Origin of the sequence: Leclercia sp. UBA5076 (assembly GCF_002416465.1) — a bacterium.
GTDB lineage: Bacteria > Pseudomonadota > Gammaproteobacteria > Enterobacterales > Enterobacteriaceae > Enterobacter.
The window spans coordinates 1-19,230 of the sequence record NZ_DIAO01000022.1; the positions used below are offsets into that span (position 1 = coordinate 1).

Below are 19,230 nucleotides of genomic sequence, written 5' to 3' on the forward strand. Positions count from 1 at the left end.
GTCACTTTAAGTACCCACTCAGATTGTCTGCTAAATTATTAAAAAGTAGTGCTACGCTGCTATCTCTCACCGTTGCGAGGTCCCGTATATTACGTTTTCCTCATTCAGATTCAAGCGATTATTTCGCTCTTTTCTCTGCCGGGTATTCATCTCTGAACCCCGTATACCCGGCTTCTTGCTTGCCGTTGTTCCGTGTCAGTGTAGGCGCATTATAGGGAGTTCTCCGCCGCCCGCAACCCTTAAATGACATAAAAATGACTGACTGCTGCATTCCCCAGCAAAAGCCCGCCTTATACCTGATTACACACAGACTTATCCACAACGTGACGAAAAAGTGAAAATGTGCGAGCGTTGCGCAAACGTTTTCGTTAAAATGCTCGCGCTAAATAAAGCGCCCCGCCAGGTGTGTTAGTTGAGTTTTTATCGGGAAAATTCACCTAACGCTCTCTGTAATCGTCAAATCCAGGGGATTTACCATGCAACAACGTCGTCCAATCCGCCGCGCTCTGCTCAGTGTTTCTGATAAAGCCGGTATCGTTGAATTCGCTCAGGCACTTTCTGCACGTGGCGTAGAGCTGCTGTCCACAGGCGGTACTGCTCGCCTGTTAGCAGATAAAGGCCTGCCGGTAACCGAAGTGTCTGATTACACCGGCTTCCCGGAAATGATGGATGGACGCGTCAAAACCCTGCACCCGAAAGTCCACGGCGGCATTCTGGGACGTCGCGGTCAGGATGACGGCATTATGGATCAGCACGGGATTGCGCCAATCGACATGGTGGTTGTTAACCTTTATCCATTCGCCCAGACCGTTGCCCGTGAAGGCTGCTCTCTGGAGGATGCGGTAGAGAATATCGATATCGGTGGGCCGACCATGGTGCGCTCCGCCGCCAAGAACCATAAGGATGTGGCCATCGTCGTAAAGAGCAGCGACTACGACGCCATTATTAAAGAGATGGATGCCAACGAAGGCTCACTGAATCTCGAGACCCGTTTCGACCTCGCCATTAAGGCCTTTGAACATACCGCCGCTTACGACAGCATGATCGCCAACTACTTCGGTAGTCTGGTCCCTGCCTACCATGGCGAAAGCAAAGATCCCTCTGGTCGCTTCTCCCGCACCTTAAACCTCAACTTCATTAAGAAGCAGGATATGCGCTACGGCGAGAACAGCCACCAGCAGGCTGCCTTCTATATAGAAGAAGAGGTAAAAGAAGCCTCCGTTGCCACTGCGCAGCAGGTGCAGGGTAAAGCACTCTCCTATAACAACATTGCGGATACCGACGCGGCACTGGAGTGCGTGAAAGAGTTCAGCGAGCCCGCCTGCGTTATCGTGAAGCATGCGAACCCATGCGGCGTCGCGGTAAGCACCTCTATTCTGGATGCTTACGATCGTGCGTACAAAACTGACCCGACCTCAGCGTTTGGCGGCATTATCGCGTTTAACCGCGAGCTGGATGCCGAAACCGCTCAGGCGATCATCTCCCGTCAGTTTGTTGAAGTGATTATTGCCCCTTCGGCCACCGAAGACGCCCTGAAAATCACCGCGACAAAACAGAACGTGCGCGTGCTGGTCTGCGGTCAGTGGGCGGAACGCGTTCCGGGTCTCGACTTCAAGCGTGTGAACGGTGGCCTGCTGGTTCAGGATCGTGACCTGGGCATGGTCAGCGAGAAAGATCTGCGTGTCGTCACCAAACGTCAGCCTACGGAGCAGGAGCTGCGTGACGCGCTGTTCTGCTGGAAAGTGGCGAAGTTCGTGAAATCCAACGCCATCGTCTATGCGAAAGAGAACATGACCATCGGTATAGGCGCGGGCCAGATGAGCCGCGTTTACTCTGCGAAAATCGCCGGGATTAAAGCGGGCGACGAAGGTCTGGAAGTTAAAGGCTCCGCCATGGCGTCCGACGCGTTCTTCCCGTTCCGTGACGGTATCGATGCAGCTGCGGCAGTGGGCATCACCTGCGTGATCCAGCCTGGCGGCTCAATCCGCGACGACGAAGTCATTGCCGCCGCCGATGAACATGGCATCGCGATGATCTTCACCGACATGCGTCATTTCCGCCATTAATTCCCGGAGCAGAGAATGAAAGTATTAGTGATTGGTAACGGCGGGCGCGAGCACGCCCTGGCGTGGAAAGCGGCGCAGTCTGCGCAGGTTGAAACCGTCTTTGTGGCACCGGGTAACGCCGGTACCGCCCTGGAGCCTACCCTGCAGAACGTCGCTATCGGCGTAACCGATATCCCGGCGCTGCTGAGCTTTGCCCAGAGTGAAAAAATCGATCTGACCATTGTGGGTCCGGAAGCGCCGCTGGTCATTGGCGTGGTAGACGCATTCCGTGCCGCGGGCCTGACCATCTTCGGCCCGACCGAAGGCGCCGCGCAGCTCGAAGGCTCCAAAGCCTTCACCAAAGATTTCCTCGCGCGTCACAACATTCCGACCGCGGAATATCAGAACTTCACCGAAGTGGAGCCCGCGCTGGCCTACTTACGTGAAAAAGGCGCGCCGATTGTGATCAAAGCCGACGGTCTGGCAGCGGGTAAAGGCGTTATCGTGGCGATGACGCTCGAAGAAGCAGAAGCTGCCGTTCAGGATATGCTGGCAGGTAACGCTTTTGGTGATGCAGGCCACCGTATCGTTATCGAAGAGTTTCTTGATGGCGAAGAGGCGAGCTTTATCGTCATGGTCGACGGCGAGCATGTGCTGCCGATGGCCACCAGCCAGGATCATAAGCGCGTTGGCGATGCCGATACCGGCCCGAATACCGGCGGGATGGGGGCTTACTCCCCTGCTCCTGTGGTGACGGATGAAGTTCACCAGCGCACCATGGACCGCATCATCTGGCCTACCGTTAAAGGAATGGCGGCGGAAGGCAATACCTACACTGGTTTCCTCTATGCTGGCCTGATGATCGACAAACAGGGCAACCCGAAGGTTATCGAGTTCAACTGCCGCTTTGGCGACCCAGAAACGCAGCCAATCATGCTGCGCATGAAATCCGATCTGGTGGAGCTGTGCCTGGCGGCCTGCGAAGGCAAGCTGGACGAAAAGCGCTCGGAGTGGGATGAGCGTGCTTCTCTGGGCGTGGTAATTGCGGCGGGCGGTTATCCGGGCAACTACAACACCGGCGATGAGATCCACGGCCTGCCGCTGGAAGCCATCGAAGGCGCGAAGGTATTCCATGCGGGGACTAAGCTCTCCGATGACGAACGCGTGCTGACTAACGGTGGCCGCGTCCTGTGCGCCACGGCGCTGGGCAACACCGTCGCAGAAGCGCAGCAACGCGCCTATGCCCTGATGGCGGATATTCACTGGAACGGTAGCTTCAGCCGTAACGATATTGGTTACCGCGCCATTGCGCGCGAGCAAGGGAAGTAACTCCCCCCTTCACCAGTCCCTCTCCCGCAAGGGAGGGGGATTTTCAGAAACTCTTCTCTGTCGGCTGCCAGGTACAAAAATCTTCGTTCGCCACCAGCAGCAGCTGTGATCCTTCAGGCGCTTCCAGCCACGCCACGCTCACTGCCATGGAGGAGTGACTCTGCCGGCGTGCAATATGTTCCGTTGCCCAGCTATCGAGATCCGGCTTCAGGGTCTGGCCTTCACACGTTGTCACGGAGCCGTCAACATGCCAGCGCCCCTGATGTAGCACGACCCTTCCCTGTCGCAGCGCGTCGCTGGTCTGGCGAATCTGCGCGGCGCGGTAGCGGTAAAGCTCGATTTGATCGGTAGAGAGTTGCTGTTTAAGGCCACCGGTTTCGTGCTGCATAAAGCTCAGCTCACCGTGGTCGTCAAAGCGTACCCGCACATGCTCGGGGACTTTGCTGTAGATGTTTACGTCGATCCAGACGAGCGTATCGCCCTGCCAGCGATATTCACTGGTGGTGGTACTGCCGCTGTGCCAGGGGCTAAACGCGGAGAGGAGATGCACTTCGTCATCTGAATCTTTACGCCAGACGCGTACCGCGCCCTGATCGTCAGCGTAGCCGCTGGCGGTAAAAGGCGGCAGGGAGGAGTCATGGCTACAGGCGGTTAATACAAATATGCCTGCCAGCACCGTCACCTGGCGCCAGACAGACAAAAGGGGCGAAACCGCCCCCTCGATAAAACTGTTCACTGCTACGCGGCTTACTTAACTGCGTCTTTCAGTGCTTTGCCAGAAACAAATGCTGGCACGTTAGCTGCAGCGATTTTGATTTCGTTACCGGTCTGCGGGTTGCGGCCAGTACGCTCAGCGCGGTGGTTCACTTTGAAGGTACCGAAACCTACCAGTTGTACAGCATCGCCTTCTTTCAGAGACTCAGTAATTGCAGCCAGGGTGGATTCCAGAGCAGCTTTAGCCTGTACTTTAGACAGGTCAGCTTTGTCCGCAATTACATCAATCAGTTGAGTCTTGTTCATAAGTTATCCTTTCAATGTGTTTATCGCTTGCTAAGCATCGAGTGCGACGAAAATGCCAAAAAAGCACTCTCCTGCATACACGCACCGATAGCCACTTTTTTTCGCCCCCCAAATGTAGACCAGACGGGGGGCAGAAGGGAAGAGTAGAGGCATGACAAAACAGGCGTTAAATCACGTTTTGTTGTCTCACTGGTTAAGATTTATACCAATGTTACTCTCGCCTGCCTCACGCAAGTCTGCGCGTAGACCTTTAATCAGCTCGATATCGCGTTCTTCGCACTCCGCCAGCAAACGGAAAATTTCCCACTGGATGTCCCATTCCTGCTCAATGGCCGGGTTCAGACGGAGCTCTTCATCGGTCATTTCACGCCCTTCCTGGGTCATCTCCAGCATCGCTACGGTAGTAATAGAGGCCTTACTGACTTCGATGGCATGTTCCAGCGTTTCACCACTCAGACGCGAGTGAATCAGTTCACTTAGCGCTACACAGGCATCAATTGCCGGATAGACGCCATAGACATCATAGTCATCGGCAACCGGGATCGCCTCTTCCAGCTTATCGAGCTGGGAGTCGAAGTTTACCTTCGCATCTTTAACCGTCAGCGTTTCCCACACCAGATCGAGAATACGACGATAGAGTTGACCATCACCAAATTCGGTCTGCTTGCAGAACATGGCATAGTTCGGATACATACGTTCGCACAGACAGGCCATAAATGTGACGTGCTGCCAGCTTTCCAGCTTCTCAAGGCGCAGGTGAATCGGGTTTTGTAACATGATGATGTCTCGAATCGAAAATTGGCCGCAGTTTACCTGATTCAGCGCTGAATTTCCTGCCAACGAACAAACGCCGGACGCCCGGACGCTACCGCATCGGCCCAGCGGGTCGGCTCCGGTAGCCGGTAGCCCCGCATACAGCGCTGCACCCACGCCAGCGCGGTGTCGGTACTGACGCGATGGCCGGTGGCGACGAACAGTGGATTACACCGGGCTTTGCTGCGCCAGACCCACGCCAGCTGTTCGCCTTTATCCATTAACGGTGCCAGCGCGCCGGGTTCGGGCGACAGGGGATCAAACTTACCGCAGAGGCGTTTTTTCGCCACGCCGATGGTCGGGACATCCACCAGCAGCCCAAAATGGCTGGCGACGCCGAGACGGCGCGGGTGGGAGATGCCATGCCCGTCAACGAACAGCAGATCGGGTCTTTGCGAGAGCTGATCCCACGCCGCCAGCAGCGCGGGATATTCACGAAAAGAGAGGAAGCCGGGGATATACGGCATGGTAGTGGCGATCCGCGCCACCTGATACTCAACCAGTTCCAGGTCGGGGTACGTCAGCAGCACTATCGCCGCCCGCGTCACCTCTCCCCCCTGCTCAAACCCCACATCGGCCCCCGCAATCAGCGAGGGTGGGTCTTTATCCAGACGATCCTCACGGGATACAGACGCAGCGAGTTTAAGTTGTTGAGCGCGAAGTGACGCAAGATCCATAACGACTCCTTACGGGTGGTACTGGGCAGAAAGTCGGTGCACCGCCTCCACAAACACGCCTGCATGCTCTGGCGGTACATCCTGATGAATACCGTGCCCCAGGTTAAAGACATGGCCCTCGCCCTGACCGAAGCCCGCCAAAATGGTCGCGACTTCATCTTCAATTCGGGCGGCCGGAGCATACAGCATAGACGGATCCATGTTGCCTTGCAGGGCGACTTTGTCACCCACGCGGCGGCGGGCATCGGCAATATCGGTGGTCCAGTCGAGGCCCAGCGCATCACAGCCGGTTTCTGCCATCGCCTCCAGCCACTGGCCGCCGCCTTTGGTGAACAGCGTTACCGGCACGCGACGGCCTTCGTTTTCACGCAGCAGGCCATCAACGATTTTATGCATGTAGTAGAGCGAGAACTGCTGATAGTCGCGACCCGTCAGTACCCCACCCCAGGTGTCGAAGATCATCACCGACTGAGCGCCCGCTTTGATCTGGGCATTCAGATAGAGGGTGACGCTTTTCGCCAGCTTGTCGAGCAGAGCATGGAGCGCCAGCGGATCGGCGTACATCATCTTCTTGATCACGGTAAAGGCTTTGCTGCTGCCCCCTTCGACCATGTAGGTCGCCAGGGTCCACGGGCTGCCGGAGAACCCAATCAGCGGCACGTCGCCTTTCAGCTCGCGGCGAATGGTGCGCACCGCGTTCATCACATAACCGAGTTCCTGCTCCGGGTCCGGGACAGGCAGGTTGTCGATCTCCGCTTTGCTCTTAATCGGCGAGCTAAAGCGCGGGCCTTCGCCGGTTTCGAAGTACAGGCCAAGCCCCATCGCGTCCGGGATGGTCAGGATGTCGGAGAAGAGGATCGCCGCGTCCAGCGGGTAGCGGCGCAGCGGCTGAAGCGTTACCTCACAGGCCAGCTCCGCGTTTTTGCACAGGGACATGAAATCGCCTGCCTGCGCCCGGGTGGCTTTATATTCCGGTAGATAGCGACCCGCCTGGCGCATCATCCATACCGGGGTGACATCAACGGGTTGGCGCAGCAGCGCACGCAGATAACGATCGTTCTTCAGTTCGGTCATTTTTGCAGTTCCTTAAGCGTCTTGTCCCCAGTGTATCACGTCATTCATAGTCGGCCCGACACATTGCCACGGTATCTTCTATCAGGCGACGCGCCACGGTGCCTGGCGGCGGGAGCAGCGGTAAATCGTCGTAGCGATACCAGTCGGCTGACAGCAGCTCTTTCGGGTCGATGACGATCTCGCCGCTGTCATATTCGGCCATAAAAGCGGTCATCAACGACTGCGGGAACGGCCAGGGCTGGGAGGTGACATAGCGCAGGTTCTTCACCTTGATGCCGCTCTCTTCCATCACTTCCCGGGCGACAGCCTGCTCCAGCGTTTCGCCCACTTCGACAAACCCGGCCAGCACGGTATGCACCCCGTTACGATGACGCGTGTGTTGCGCCAGCAGGATGGTCTCTTCACGACGAATGGCGACGATGATGCACGGCGCGATTTGCGGGTAGTAACGTTCGCGGCAGTGGCCGCAGAGCATGGCCCACTCGGTTTTGCTTGGGTGCATGGTGTGACCACAGTAGCCGCAGTATTTATGCGAGCGATAAAACTCGGCCAACTGCACAGCACGCCCGGCCAGCTGGAACAGACCCACATCGAGATCGAGCACCTGGCGTACCGATCCCATATCGTGACGGCGATTTTGTTGGATCAACCACACAGGATCGCCCTGCCACTCCCCGATATTAAGTGCGGGTTGACCCGCAAGATCGAAATTTCCGGCCTCGCCATGTGGTAATTCACCACCGGGCAACCATAATTTTTGTTCATGGCTGACTAACCACCAGCCGCGATCCGATTTTTCAATTATACGATCCATATCTATTGCACTACCTTTGCTTCACAGGCATGTTGGTAACAATACTATTACATTTTGGGCGGGCAGAATTTAATCTTAACCTTGCGGAGTCAAACATGCTAAACCAGCTAGAAAACCTGACAGAACGCGTTGGCGGATGTAACAACCTGGTCGATCGCTGGCTGCACGTGCGGAAACATCTGCTTGTTGCCTACTACAACCTTGTTGGCATTAAACCGGGCAAAGAGTCCTATATGCGCCTGAACGAAAAAGCGCTGGACGATTTCTGTCAGAGCCTGGTCGATTACCTTTCTAACGGCCATTTCAATATTTATGAGCGTATTATCGGTGAAATGGAAGGTAACAGCCCGTTTTTAGCGGCCACCAAACTCTATCCTCTGCTGGAAGCCAATACCCAGCAAATCATGGATTATTACGACTCCACGCTCGAGAATGCCATCGATCAGGATAATTATCTGGAATTTCAGCAGGCCCTCTCTGATATCGGCGAGGCGCTGGAGCAGCGGTTTACGCTGGAAGACAACCTGATCGCCCTTGCGCTGGATCACAATTTGAAAGCGAGTAACGAAGATAACGTCGCCCGACCGGCTTGAGTTATTTATCGTTAACGCGTAATTTACATTTACTGCTCCCGCTGTAGGGGAGCACATTCTTGTCGGAGTGCCCAGTGCGAAAGCCGGGCTGAGACCGTTAATTCGGGATCCGCGGAACCTGATCAGGTTAAAACCTGCGAAGGGAACAAGAGTCAATCTGTTCATGTATCGCCGCCGGGCGATCCTCTCTTGCTTCATCCGTCGTCTGACAAGCCACTTCCTCACTTTCTGGAACGAGCTATGTCTGCCACAAAATTGACCCGCCGCGAACAGCGCGCACAAGCCCAACACTTTATCGACACCCTGGAAGGCACCGCTTTCCCTAACTCAAAACGCATCTATCTGACCGGCTCCCGGGAGGATATTCGCGTGCCCATGCGCGAGATCCAGCTCAGTCCGACGCTCGTCGGCGGCAGCAAAGAGGCTCCCCAGTTTGAAGAGAACGAAGCAGTGCCGGTCTACGACACGTCCGGCCCGTACGGCGATCCGGCGATAACCATCAACGTGCAGCAGGGGCTGGCGAAACTGCGCCAACCCTGGATTGACGCACGTAACGATTGCGAAGCGCTAACCGAACAAAGCTCAGCTTACACCCGGGAGCGCCTGGCCGATGATGGTCTGGACGAGCTGCGCTTCACCGGCCTTCTTACGCCGAAACGTGCCAGAGCGGGCAAATGCGTCACCCAGCTGCACTACGCCCGTCAGGGGATCGTAACCCCGGAGATGGAGTTTATCGCCATTCGCGAAAACATGGGCCGCGAGCGCATCCGTACCGACGTGCTGCGCCACCAGCATCCGGGCGAAGGGTTTGGTGCCCGCCTGCCGGAGAACATCACCCCGGAGTTTGTCCGTGACGAAGTCGCTGCCGGGCGCGCCATTATCCCGGCCAACATTAACCATCCGGAGTCGGAGCCGATGATTATCGGCCGTAACTTCCTGGTGAAAGTGAATGCCAACATCGGTAACTCAGCGGTCACCTCGTCTATCGAAGAGGAGGTGGAGAAACTGGTCTGGTCGACCCGCTGGGGCGCGGACACGGTGATGGACCTCTCTACCGGGCGCTATATTCACGAAACCCGCGAGTGGATCCTGCGTAACAGCCCGGTGCCCATTGGTACGGTGCCCATCTACCAGGCGCTGGAGAAAGTGAACGGCATCGCCGAAGATCTCACCTGGGAGGCCTTCCGGGATACCCTGCTGGAGCAGGCCGAGCAAGGCGTCGACTACTTCACCATCCACGCCGGCGTGCTGCTGCGCTACGTGCCGATGACGGCTAAGCGCCTGACCGGTATCGTCTCCCGCGGCGGTTCAATCATGGCGAAATGGTGCCTCTCCCACCATCGGGAAAACTTCCTCTATGAACACTTCCGCGAAATCTGCGAGATCTGCGCCGCGTACGACGTGTCGCTGTCGCTGGGCGATGGCCTGCGTCCGGGCTCCATTCGCGATGCCAACGACGAGGCGCAGTTTGCCGAGCTGCACACCCTGGGCGAGCTGACCAAAATCGCCTGGGAGTATGACGTGCAGGTGATGATCGAAGGCCCGGGCCACGTGCCGATGCAGATAATCCGCCGCAACATGACCGAAGAGCTGGAGCACTGCCACGAAGCGCCGTTCTATACCCTGGGGCCGTTGACCACCGATATCGCACCGGGTTATGACCACTTCACCTCGGGGATTGGCGCGGCGATGATCGGCTGGTTCGGCTGCGCCATGCTCTGCTACGTCACGCCGAAAGAGCACCTCGGCCTGCCAAACAAAGAGGATGTAAAGCAGGGGCTGATCACCTACAAAATTGCCGCCCACGCTGCCGATCTGGCGAAGGGCCATCCGGGGGCGCAGATCCGCGATAACGCCATGTCAAAAGCGCGCTTCGAGTTCCGCTGGGAAGATCAGTTCAACCTCGCCCTCGACCCGTTCACCGCCCGCGCCTACCACGACGAAACCCTGCCGCAGGAGTCCGGCAAAGTGGCGCACTTCTGCTCCATGTGCGGGCCAAAATTCTGCTCGATGAAAATCAGCCAGGAGGTACGTGACTACGCCGCCGCGCAGACCATCGAAGTGGGCATGGCCGATATGTCGGAAACCTTCCGCGCCCGGGGCGGCGAAATCTACCTCAAAAAAGAGGAGGCGTAATGTATCAACCCAACTTTCCGCCGGTGCCCTTTCATCTGGGGCTCTATCCGGTGGTCGACAGCGTGGCGTGGATCGAACGCCTGCTCGCTGCGGGCGTAAAGACGATCCAGCTGCGCATTAAAGATAAACAGGACGATGAGGTAGAAACCGACGTCATCACGGCCATTGCTCTGGGGCGTCGCTACGACGCCCGCCTATTTATCAATGACTACTGGCGCCTGGCGATCAAGCACCAGGCTTACGGTGTCCATCTGGGCCAGGAGGATCTGGAGACCACCGAGCTTGAGGCCATTCGGGCTGCCGGGTTGCGTCTCGGCGTGTCGACCCACGACGATATGGAGATCGACGTGGCGCTGGCGGCGCGTCCCTCCTACATCGCGCTGGGGCACGTTTTCCCGACCCAAACCAAGCAGATGCCATCGGCCCCGCAGGGGCTGGAACAGCTGGCCCGCCATATCGACCGGCTCGGGGATTACCCCACCGTCGCCATCGGCGGTATCAGTCTCGAACGCGCGCCCGCGGTTCTGGCGACCGGTGTAGGGAGCATCGCGGTGGTGAGCGCCATTACTCAGGCCGACGACTGGCAGGCGGCGACAACACAGCTATTGCAACTGGCGGGGGCGGGCGATGAATGACCGTGACTTTATGCGCTACAGCCGCCAGATCCTGCTGGAAGATATCGCCATCGACGGGCAGCAAAAGCTGCTCGCCAGCCGGGTGCTGGTGGTCGGCCTGGGCGGGTTAGGCGCCCCGGCGGCGCTCTACCTGGCCGGCGCCGGGATCGGCACCCTGGTGCTGGCCGACAATGATGAGGTGCATCTGAGTAATTTGCAGCGCCAGATCCTCTTTACCACCGACGATATCGCCCAGCCAAAAGCGCAGGTGACAGAGCGTCGCCTGCAGCAGCTTAATCCCGACATCCGGCTGATCGCCCTGCAGACCCGCCTGGCAGGCAGCGCGCTGCAGGAGGAGATTGCTCGCGCCGACGTGGTGCTGGACTGCACCGATAACATGGCTACCCGTCAGGCGATCAATGCCGCCTGTGTGATGCTCAATACGCCACTTATCACCGCCAGCGCCGTGGGCTTTGGCGGACAGATGATGGTGCTCACGCCCCCCTGGACCCAGGGCTGCTACCGCTGCCTGTGGCCGGATGATGAAGAGCCGCAGCGTAACTGCCGCACCGCGGGTATTGTCGGGCCGGTGGTTGGCGTGATGGGCACCCTGCAGGCGCTGGAGGCGATCAAGCTGCTCAGCGGCATCGAGGCCACGCGCAATACGCTACGCCTGTTCGACGCCCGGGCGGGAAGCTGGCGGCAGCTGGCTTTGCAGCACGCCAGCGGATGCCAGGTGTGTGGAGGGCGGCATGCGGATCCTGTTTAATGACGAACCGATGCAGTGCGTGGAGGGATTGACCGTCGCCACCCTGCTCTCCCAGCTATGCCAGTTAAAACCCGGGGTCGCGCTGGCCCTGAATCAACAGATCCTGCCGCGCGAGCAGTGGGAAAAACAGCAGGTGCGCGAAGGCGATCAGATCCTGCTCTTTCAGGTGATTGCCGGAGGCTGAGATGTTACGTATTGCTGATAAAACCTTTGATTCACATCTGTTTACCGGCACGGGAAAATTCGCCTCGCCGCAGTTGATGGTGGACGCGATCCGGGAGAGCGGCAGCCAGCTGGTGACGCTGGCCATGAAGCGGGTCGATCTGCGTAATCACAACGACGCCATTCTGGCGCCGCTGCTGGAGGCGGGCGTCAGCCTGCTGCCCAATACCTCCGGCGCCAAAACCGCGGAAGAGGCGCTATTCGCGGCCCGACTGGCGCGCGAGGCGCTGGGAACGCACTGGCTCAAACTGGAGATTCATCCCGACGCTCGCTGGCTGCTGCCCGATCCCATCGAGACGCTAAAGGCGGCAGAGATGCTGGTGAAAGAGGGGTTCACCGTGCTGCCCTACTGCGGCGCCGATCCGGTGCTGTGCAAACGGCTCGAAGAGGCAGGCTGTGCGGCAGTGATGCCGCTCGGGGCACCGATAGGCTCCAATCAGGGGCTGGAAACCCGCGCGATGCTGGAGATCATTATTCAGCAGGCGACCGTGCCGGTGATCGTCGATGCCGGGATCGGCGTACCCAGCCACGCCGCGCAGGCGCTGGAGATGGGTGCCGACGCCGTACTGGTCAACACTGCCATTGCGGTCGCGGACGATCCGGTGATGATGGCGCGGGCGTTTCGTCTGGCGGTGGAGGCTGGCGTGCTGGCACGGCAGTCTGGCCCCGGCGCCCGGAGCGTTGAAGCCCATGCCACCAGCCCGTTAACCGGCTTTCTGGAGGCGTTATCATGAAAACCTTTACCGATCGCTGGCGCCAGCTCGACTGGGACGATATTCGCCTGCGCATCAACAGTAAAACGCCTGCGGATGTGGAGCGCGCGTTAAACGCCCGCCAGCTTACCCGCGAAGATATGATGGCCCTGCTCTCCCCCGCCGCCAGTGGCTATCTGGAGCCGATGGCGCAGCGAGCCCAGCGGCTGACCCGCCAGCGCTTTGGTAACACGGTGAGCTTTTATGTTCCGCTCTATCTCTCCAACCTCTGCGCGAACGACTGCACCTACTGCGGCTTCTCCATGAGCAACCACATCAAGCGCAAAACGCTGGATGAAAACGAAATTGCCCGGGAGTGCGCTGCGATCCGCGAGATGGGGTTTGAGCACCTGCTGCTGGTCACCGGTGAGCACCAGACCAAGGTCGGAATGGACTATTTTCGCCGCCATATCCCGGCGATTCGCCGCCAGTTCGCCTCGTTGCAGATGGAAGTACAACCGCTGTCAGAAGCAGAATATGGCGAACTGAAAACGCTAGGGCTGGACGGCGTACTGGTCTATCAGGAGACCTACCATGAAACGGTATACGCCCAGCACCATCTGAAAGGTAAAAAGCAGGATTTCTTCTGGCGGCTGGAGACCCCGGATCGGCTGGGACGCGCCGGGATCGATAAGATCGGCCTCGGGGCGCTAACCGGGCTTTCCGACAGCTGGCGCGTCGATAACTTTATGGTGGCGGAACATCTGCTGTGGCTGCAGCAGCACTACTGGCAGAGCCGGTATTCAATCTCTTTTCCCCGGCTGCGCCCCTGCGCCGGCGGGATCCAGCCCGCGTCGATCATGGATGAACGCCAGCTGGTGCAGACTATCTGCGCGTTTCGTCTGCTGGCACCGGAGGTGGAGCTGTCGCTCTCCACCCGGGAATCCCCCGCGTTTCGCGATCGCGTCATTCCTCTGGCGATTAATAACGTCAGCGCCTTTTCAAAAACCCAGCCCGGCGGCTATGCCGATGATCATCCCGAGCTGGAGCAGTTTGCGCCGCACGACAACCGTCGCCCGGAGGCTGTCGCCGAGGCGCTCAGTCTGCAGGGATTGCAGCCGGTCTGGAAAGACTGGGACAGCTGGCTGGGACGCGCCTCGCAATCAGGCTGAAAAAAACGGTAATCCGGTGAAGTTATTACGAGGCGTCACGTAACCTCATCAACGGGCCGTTGCTGTAACGCGCCCGGATTTTTACGCTTGTTTCGTCAGCAGAGGATGCTGACCAGGGCGGAAAGCTTCTTCCTCGTTTCGCCCTGCCTTCCCCATTCTGTAACAGTTGTAACCGGTTTCAGAAAATGCAGGTTTCTTTGTGATGCTTCACACACAATCGCGGTAATGCGGTTGTCGTAACGGACAGTGCGGGATAATTATCAATAAACACATGTACATTGGGGCTGACTATGAAGAACATCGTTTTATGCTGTGCAGCGGGAATGTCCACCAGCATGCTGGTTCAACGCATGAAAGACGCCGCACAGAAAAAAGGGGTCGACGTAACTATTAAAGCCGTACCGGTTGCTGAGTTTAAAGATGAAATCGCCGCAGCCGACATTGTGTTGCTTGGCCCGCAGGTCAAATATGAACTGAATAATCTTCAGGCCCAGGCGGAACCGCTGGGTAAGAAGGTCGCGGTTATCGACATGATGGATTACGGCATGATGAAAGGTGATGCCGTACTGGAAAAAGCCCTTAAACTGCTGGAGTGAGCCATGGAAGATTTAGAAACGATTATTATGGAACTGCTGGTGAATGCCGGTGCAGCCCGTAGCTCAGCATTAACCGCGCTGCAGATGGCGCGAAAAGGTGATTTTGCCGAGGCTGAAAAAGCGATGGAAGAGTCACGGGAGTTCGTCAAACAGGCGCATTCCATCCAGACTAAATTGATTGGTCTTGATGAAGGCACCGGCAAGCTGCCGGTAAATCTGATCACCGTTCACTCGCAGGATCACCTGATGAACGCGATGGTAATTCAGGATCTGGCCGGGGATATGATCGAGCTGTATCGCCGTTTGCCGCTGGTGAACTAACACCGAACCGTAGGCCGGGTAAGCGTAGCGCCACCCGGCAACAACCGCACCAGACTGCCGTACATCAGACAAAAAAAAACCCGCCGAAGCGGGTTTTTTAATGGGCTGACTTAACGATTACTCGTTGTCAGAACCGCCCAGGCCTGCGTTCAGCAGCTCTGCCAGGCTGGCAGAGGCATCTTCAGCAGTTACCTGCGGTGCAGCAGGGATTTCGCCCGCTGCGCGACGGCGCATACGATCCTGGTGGTAGGCATAACCGGTACCCGCCGGGATCAGACGACCCACGATAACGTTCTCTTTCAGACCGCGCAGTTCGTCGCGTTTGCCCGCAACGGCTGCTTCGGTAAGCACACGAGTGGTCTCCTGGAACGATGCCGCGGAGATGAAGGACTCGGTTGCCAGAGACGCTTTGGTGATACCCAGCAGATCGCGTGCGTAGGTCGCACTGAGTTTGCCGTTCGCTTCCAGATCGCGGTTAGCAATCTTAACGCGAGAGTATTCAACCTGCTCACCTTCGAGGAAGTCGGAGCTACCGGCATTCACGATGGTGGCTTTACGCAGCATCTGACGAACGATAACTTCGATGTGCTTATCGTTGATCTTAACGCCTTGCAGACGGTAAACGTCCTGTACTTCGTTGGTGATGTAACGCGTTACCGCGTGTACGCCACGAAGACGCAGAATGTCGTGCGGTGCTTCCGGACCGTCGGAAACCACGTCACCACGTTCTACACGTTCACCTTCAAACACGTTGAGCTGACGCCATTTTGGAATCATCTCTTCGTACGGATCGCTGCCATCCAGCGGCGTGATCACCAGACGGCGCTTCCCTTTGGTCTCTTTACCGAAGGAAATAATACCGCTGATTTCAGCCAGGATTGCCGGCTCTTTCGGACGACGTGCTTCGAACAGGTCCGCAACGCGCGGCAGACCACCGGTGATATCTTTGGTACCGCTGGATTCCTGAGGAATACGCGCCAGAGCATCACCCGCGCCGATCTGAATACCGTCTTCCAGCTGGACAATCGCTTTACCTGGCAGGAAGTACTGAGCCGGCATATCGGTGCCTGGGATCAGAACGTCGTTGCCGTTAGCATCAACGATTTTCAGTGCTGGACGCAGATCTTTACCACCCGCGGTACGTTCTGCAGAGTCCAGAACCACCAGGGAAGAGAGACCGGTCAGTTCGTCGGTCTGACGAGTAATCGTCTGGCCGTCGATCATATCGGTAAAGCGAATGAAGCCCGCCACTTCGGTGATAACCGGCATGGTGTGCGGATCCCAGTTTGCTACGGTTTCGCCGCCTGCAACCTGCTCGCCGTCGCCTTTCGCCATTACCGCACCGTAAGGCACTTTATAGCTCTCTTTGGTACGACCGAATTCGTCGATCAGTTTCAGCTCGGTGTTACGGGACGTGATAACCAGTTTACCGCTGGAGTTCACAACCGACTTCGCGTTGCTGAGCTTGATGCTACCTTTGTTTTTCACCTGGATGCTGGATTCAGCAGCCGCACGAGATGCCGCACCACCGATGTGGAACGTACGCATCGTCAGCTGTGTACCCGGTTCACCGATGGACTGTGCCGCGATAACACCGATTGCTTCACCTTTGTTGATGATGTGGCCACGCGCCAGGTCACGACCATAGCAGTGCGCACATACACCAAAGTCGGTGTCACAGGATACAACGGAACGTACTTTCACGGAGTCAACAGAGTTCACTTCCAGCAGATCACACCACTGCTCGTTCAGCAGGGTGTTACGTGGAACCAGAATGTCTGCAGTGCCCGGCTTCAGAACGTCTTCCGCGGTCACACGACCCAGTACGCGATCGCGCAGCGGCTCTTTAACATCACCACCCTCGATAACCGGGGTCATGGTGATACCTTCGAGGGTGCCACAATCGTCTTCGGTAACAACCAGGTCCTGCGCAACGTCTACCAGACGACGCGTCAGATAACCGGAGTTAGCTGTTTTCAGTGCGGTATCCGCCAGACCTTTACGCGCACCGTGCGTGGAGATGAAGTACTGGAGTACGTTCAGACCTTCACGGAAGTTCGCGGTGATTGGCGTTTCGATGATGGAGCCATCTGGCTTCGCCATCAGACCACGCATACCTGCCAGCTGACGAATCTGTGCTGCAGAACCACGCGCACCGGAGTCGGCCATCATGTAGATGCTGTTGAAGGAGACCTGCTGCTCTTCTTTACCTTCACGGTTGATTACCGTTTCAGTCTGCAGGTTGTCCATCATCGCTTTGGATACACGATCGTTCGCCGCTGCCCAGATATCGATAACTTTGTTATAGCGTTCGCCTGCGGTTACCAGACCAGACTGGAACTGCTCCTGGATCTCAGCAACTTCAGCTTCCGCTTCAGAGATGATCTCGTGTTTCTTCTCTGGGATGACCATGTCATCAATACCAACAGATGCACCTGAACGCGCTGCATAAGCAAAGCCGGTGTACATTGTCTGGTCAGCGAAGATAACGGTCGGCTTCAGACCCAGAATGCGGTAACAGGTGTTCAGCATTTTGGAGATCGCTTTCTTACCCAGCGCCTGGTTGACGATGGAGAAAGGCAGACCTTTCGGTACGATCATCCACAGAATGGCACGGCCAATGGTCGTGTCTTTCAGGCTGGTTTTCGCAACGAATTCGCCGTTTTCATCTTTTTCATATTCGGTGATACGCACTTTAACGCGCGCATGCAGAGATGCCAGGCCAGCGCGATAAATACGCTCAGCTTCTTTCGGGCCAGTCAGCACCATGCCTTCGCCTTTGGCGTTAACACAGTCACGGGTCATGTAGTACAGACCCAGTACAACGTCCTGAGAAGGAACGATGATAGGTTCACCGTTCGCTGGAGACAGGATGTTGTTAGTAGACATCATCAGCGCACGCGCTTCGAGCTGGGCTTCCAGCGTCAGCGGTACGTGAACAGCCATCTGGTCACCATCGAAGTCGGCGTTATAGGCCGCACAAACCAGCGGGTGCAGCTGGATAGCTTTACCTTCGATCAGTACTGGCTCAAATGCCTGGATACCCAGACGGTGCAGGGTTGGTGCACGGTTCAGCAGTACCGGGTGTTCGCGGATCACTTCGTCCAGGATATCCCAAACGACAGCTTCTTCACGCTCAACCATTTTCTTAGCGGCTTTGATGGTGGTGGCGAGGCCACGCAGTTCCAGCTTGCCGTAGATGAACGGTTTGAACAGCTCCAGCGCCATTTTCTTCGGCAGACCGCACTGATGCAGACGCAGGTATGGACCTACGGTGATTACAGAACGACCGGAGTAGTCAACACGCTTACCGAGCAGGTTCTGACGGAAACGACCCTGCTTACCTTTGATCATGTCGGCCAAAGATTTCAGAGGACGTTTGTTAGAACCGGTGATCGCACGACCGCGACGACCGTTATCCAGCAGGGCATCTACCGCTTCCTGCAGCATACGTTTTTCGTTGCGTACGATGATATCTGGCGCAGCCAGATCCAGCAGACGTTTCAGACGGTTGTTACGGTTAATGACGCGACGATAGAGATCGTTCAGGTCAGACGTCGCGAAACGACCACCATCCAGCGGAACCAGCGGACGCAGATCTGGCGGCAGAACCGGCAGAACGGTCAGGATCATCCACTCTGGTTTGTTACCAGACTGAACGAACGCTTCCAGCAGTTTGATACGCTTGGTCAGCTTTTTACGCTTGGTTTCGGAGTTGGTTTCGTTCAGCTCTTCACGCAGCTGCTCGCACTCTTGCTCCAGATCCATGCTCTTCAGCAGGGCCTGGATCGCTTCCGCACCCATCTTCGCGTCGAATTCGTCACCGAACTCTTCCAGCGCGTCCAGATACTGCTCTTCGGTCAGGATCTGGTTACGTTCCAGATTGGTCATGCCGCCTTCGATAACCACATAGGATTCGAAGTAAAGAACACGTTCGATATCGCGCAGTGGCATATCGAGCAGCAGGCCGATACGGGACGGCAGAGATTTCAGGAACCAGATGTGGGCAGTCGGAGACGCCAGCTCGATGTGGCCCATGCGCTCACGACGCACTTTAGTCTGGGTCACTTCAACGCCGCACTTCTCACAGATCACACCACGGTGTTTCAGGCGCTTGTACTTACCGCACAGGCACTCGTAATCTTTTACTGGCCCGAAAATACGCGCACAGAAAAGGCCGTCACGCTCAGGTTTGAACGTACGGTAGTTGATGGTTTCCGGCTTTTTAACTTCACCGAAAGACCATGAACGGATCATGTCTGGCGAGGCCAGAGCAATTTTGATCGCATCAAACTCTTCGGTTTTAGTTTGCGCTTTCAGAAACTTTAATAAGTCTTTCACGG

18 protein-coding genes and 1 riboswitch are annotated in these 19,230 nt (G+C 57.0%); of the genes, 11 read left to right on the forward strand and 7 right to left on the reverse strand.

The annotated features are described in order from the left end of the window. Positions 1-476 precede the first annotated feature (476 nt). Entirely contained in the window at positions 477-2,066 is a 1,590-nt protein-coding gene (gene purH / locus B3X29_RS21850) for a bifunctional phosphoribosylaminoimidazolecarboxamide formyltransferase/IMP cyclohydrolase (protein ID WP_159340489.1), read from the forward strand. A 15-nt stretch (positions 2,067-2,081) separates the two neighbouring features. Beyond that, complete coding sequence (purD, locus tag B3X29_RS21855; RefSeq protein WP_103177816.1) at positions 2,082-3,374, forward strand: phosphoribosylamine--glycine ligase; 1,293 nt, start codon at positions 2,082-2,084, stop codon at positions 3,372-3,374. 43 nt (positions 3,375-3,417) lie between these two features. Here the strand turns inward: purD and B3X29_RS21860 are convergent, their stop codons facing one another. The 6 genes from B3X29_RS21860 to nudC form a co-directional block, all read right to left on the reverse strand. Continuing rightward, a complete protein-coding gene (locus B3X29_RS21860) occupies positions 3,418-4,110 on the reverse strand; it encodes a DUF1481 domain-containing protein (protein WP_103177815.1) in 693 nt (230 codons plus the stop codon). Positions 4,111-4,121: 11 nt separating this feature from the next. Further along, entirely contained in the window at positions 4,122-4,394 is a 273-nt protein-coding gene (hupA, locus tag B3X29_RS21865) for a nucleoid-associated protein HU-alpha (protein ID WP_032615913.1), read from the reverse strand. A gap of 186 nt (positions 4,395-4,580) precedes the next feature. Continuing rightward, positions 4,581-5,171: a YjaG family protein gene (locus tag B3X29_RS21870; RefSeq protein ID WP_103177814.1), complete on the reverse strand. Its 591-nt coding sequence runs from the start codon at positions 5,169-5,171 to the stop codon at positions 4,581-4,583. A gap of 41 nt (positions 5,172-5,212) precedes the next feature. Then, positions 5,213-5,884 (reverse strand): deoxyribonuclease V, encoded by a 672-nt coding sequence (nfi, locus tag B3X29_RS21875; protein WP_103177813.1) that lies wholly within the window; start codon positions 5,882-5,884, stop codon positions 5,213-5,215. 9 nt (positions 5,885-5,893) lie between these two features. Next, positions 5,894-6,958, reverse strand: a complete 1,065-nt coding sequence (gene hemE, locus B3X29_RS21880; protein ID WP_159340490.1) for a uroporphyrinogen decarboxylase — start codon at positions 6,956-6,958, stop codon at positions 5,894-5,896. Between the two features lie 40 nt (positions 6,959-6,998). Further along, on the reverse strand, positions 6,999-7,772 hold the full coding sequence (gene nudC / locus B3X29_RS21885; RefSeq protein ID WP_103177811.1) for an NAD(+) diphosphatase: 774 nt from the start codon (positions 7,770-7,772) through the stop codon (positions 6,999-7,001). A 95-nt stretch (positions 7,773-7,867) separates the two neighbouring features. On the opposite strand from nudC, the gene rsd reads away from it, so the two are divergent. The 9 genes from rsd to B3X29_RS21930 all read left to right on the forward strand — a co-directional run bounded on the left by rsd (position 7,868) and on the right by B3X29_RS21930 (position 14,887). Continuing rightward, positions 7,868-8,365, forward strand: coding sequence for a sigma D regulator (rsd, locus tag B3X29_RS21890; protein ID WP_103825473.1), 498 nt, complete (start codon positions 7,868-7,870; stop codon positions 8,363-8,365). Positions 8,366-8,418: 53 nt separating this feature from the next. Further along, positions 8,419-8,527, forward strand: a riboswitch (TPP riboswitch). Between the two features lie 78 nt (positions 8,528-8,605). Next, complete coding sequence (thiC, locus tag B3X29_RS21895) at positions 8,606-10,501, forward strand: phosphomethylpyrimidine synthase ThiC (RefSeq protein WP_159340491.1); 1,896 nt, start codon at positions 8,606-8,608, stop codon at positions 10,499-10,501. Further along, positions 10,501-11,136 (forward strand): thiamine phosphate synthase, encoded by a 636-nt coding sequence (gene thiE, locus B3X29_RS21900; protein WP_159340492.1) that lies wholly within the window; start codon positions 10,501-10,503, stop codon positions 11,134-11,136. Before thiC ends, thiE begins: the two co-directional genes overlap by 1 nt. Continuing rightward, positions 11,129-11,884: a HesA/MoeB/ThiF family protein gene (locus B3X29_RS21905; RefSeq protein WP_103177807.1), complete on the forward strand. Its 756-nt coding sequence runs from the start codon at positions 11,129-11,131 to the stop codon at positions 11,882-11,884. The genes thiE and B3X29_RS21905 overlap by 8 nt, the downstream gene beginning before the upstream one ends. Continuing rightward, a complete protein-coding gene (thiS, locus tag B3X29_RS21910; protein WP_103177806.1) occupies positions 11,868-12,068 on the forward strand; it encodes a sulfur carrier protein ThiS in 201 nt (66 codons plus the stop codon). Before B3X29_RS21905 ends, thiS begins: the two co-directional genes overlap by 17 nt. Before the next feature lies 1 nt (position 12,069). Further along, positions 12,070-12,840 carry a thiazole synthase gene (gene thiG / locus B3X29_RS21915; protein WP_159340493.1) on the forward strand — a complete coding sequence of 257 codons (771 nt, stop codon included), beginning with the start codon at positions 12,070-12,072 and terminating at the stop codon, positions 12,838-12,840. Beyond that, complete coding sequence (gene thiH / locus B3X29_RS21920; RefSeq protein WP_103177804.1) at positions 12,837-13,970, forward strand: 2-iminoacetate synthase ThiH; 1,134 nt, start codon at positions 12,837-12,839, stop codon at positions 13,968-13,970. The genes thiG and thiH overlap by 4 nt, the downstream gene beginning before the upstream one ends. Positions 13,971-14,260: 290 nt before the next feature. Next, positions 14,261-14,566: a PTS sugar transporter subunit IIB gene (locus B3X29_RS21925; RefSeq protein WP_103177803.1), complete on the forward strand. Its 306-nt coding sequence runs from the start codon at positions 14,261-14,263 to the stop codon at positions 14,564-14,566. A 3-nt stretch (positions 14,567-14,569) separates the two neighbouring features. Further along, positions 14,570-14,887: a PTS lactose/cellobiose transporter subunit IIA gene (locus tag B3X29_RS21930; protein ID WP_039028884.1), complete on the forward strand. Its 318-nt coding sequence runs from the start codon at positions 14,570-14,572 to the stop codon at positions 14,885-14,887. A gap of 117 nt (positions 14,888-15,004) precedes the next feature. On the opposite strand, the gene rpoC is transcribed toward B3X29_RS21930, so the two are convergent. Then, positions 15,005-19,228, reverse strand: a complete 4,224-nt coding sequence (gene rpoC, locus B3X29_RS21935) for a DNA-directed RNA polymerase subunit beta' (RefSeq protein ID WP_103177802.1) — start codon at positions 19,226-19,228, stop codon at positions 15,005-15,007. Positions 19,229-19,230: the final 2 nt, after the last annotated feature.

Bases quoted from the DNA above. Each gene is read 5' to 3' on its own strand.
- purH (WP_159340489.1), top strand. From the start codon at position 477: ATGCAACAACGTCGTCCAATCCGCCGCGCTCTGCTCAGTGTTTCTGAT.
- purD (WP_103177816.1), top strand. From the start codon at position 2,082: ATGAAAGTATTAGTGATTGGTAACGGCGGGCGCGAGCACGCCCTGGCG.
- hupA (WP_032615913.1), bottom strand. From the start codon at position 4,394: ATGAACAAGACTCAACTGATTGATGTAATTGCGGACAAAGCTGACCTG.
- B3X29_RS21870 (WP_103177814.1), bottom strand. From the start codon at position 5,171: ATGTTACAAAACCCGATTCACCTGCGCCTTGAGAAGCTGGAAAGCTGG.
- nfi (WP_103177813.1), bottom strand. From the start codon at position 5,884: ATGGATCTTGCGTCACTTCGCGCTCAACAACTTAAACTCGCTGCGTCT.
- hemE (WP_159340490.1), bottom strand. From the start codon at position 6,958: ATGACCGAACTGAAGAACGATCGTTATCTGCGTGCGCTGCTGCGCCAA.
- nudC (WP_103177811.1), bottom strand. From the start codon at position 7,772: ATGGATCGTATAATTGAAAAATCGGATCGCGGCTGGTGGTTAGTCAGC.
- rsd (WP_103825473.1), top strand. From the start codon at position 7,868: ATGCTAAACCAGCTAGAAAACCTGACAGAACGCGTTGGCGGATGTAAC.
- thiC (WP_159340491.1), top strand. From the start codon at position 8,606: ATGTCTGCCACAAAATTGACCCGCCGCGAACAGCGCGCACAAGCCCAA.
- thiE (WP_159340492.1), top strand. From the start codon at position 10,501: ATGTATCAACCCAACTTTCCGCCGGTGCCCTTTCATCTGGGGCTCTAT.
- B3X29_RS21905 (WP_103177807.1), top strand. From the start codon at position 11,129: ATGAATGACCGTGACTTTATGCGCTACAGCCGCCAGATCCTGCTGGAA.
- thiS (WP_103177806.1), top strand. From the start codon at position 11,868: ATGCGGATCCTGTTTAATGACGAACCGATGCAGTGCGTGGAGGGATTG.
- thiG (WP_159340493.1), top strand. From the start codon at position 12,070: ATGTTACGTATTGCTGATAAAACCTTTGATTCACATCTGTTTACCGGC.
- thiH (WP_103177804.1), top strand. From the start codon at position 12,837: ATGAAAACCTTTACCGATCGCTGGCGCCAGCTCGACTGGGACGATATT.
- B3X29_RS21925 (WP_103177803.1), top strand. From the start codon at position 14,261: ATGAAGAACATCGTTTTATGCTGTGCAGCGGGAATGTCCACCAGCATG.
- B3X29_RS21930 (WP_039028884.1), top strand. From the start codon at position 14,570: ATGGAAGATTTAGAAACGATTATTATGGAACTGCTGGTGAATGCCGGT.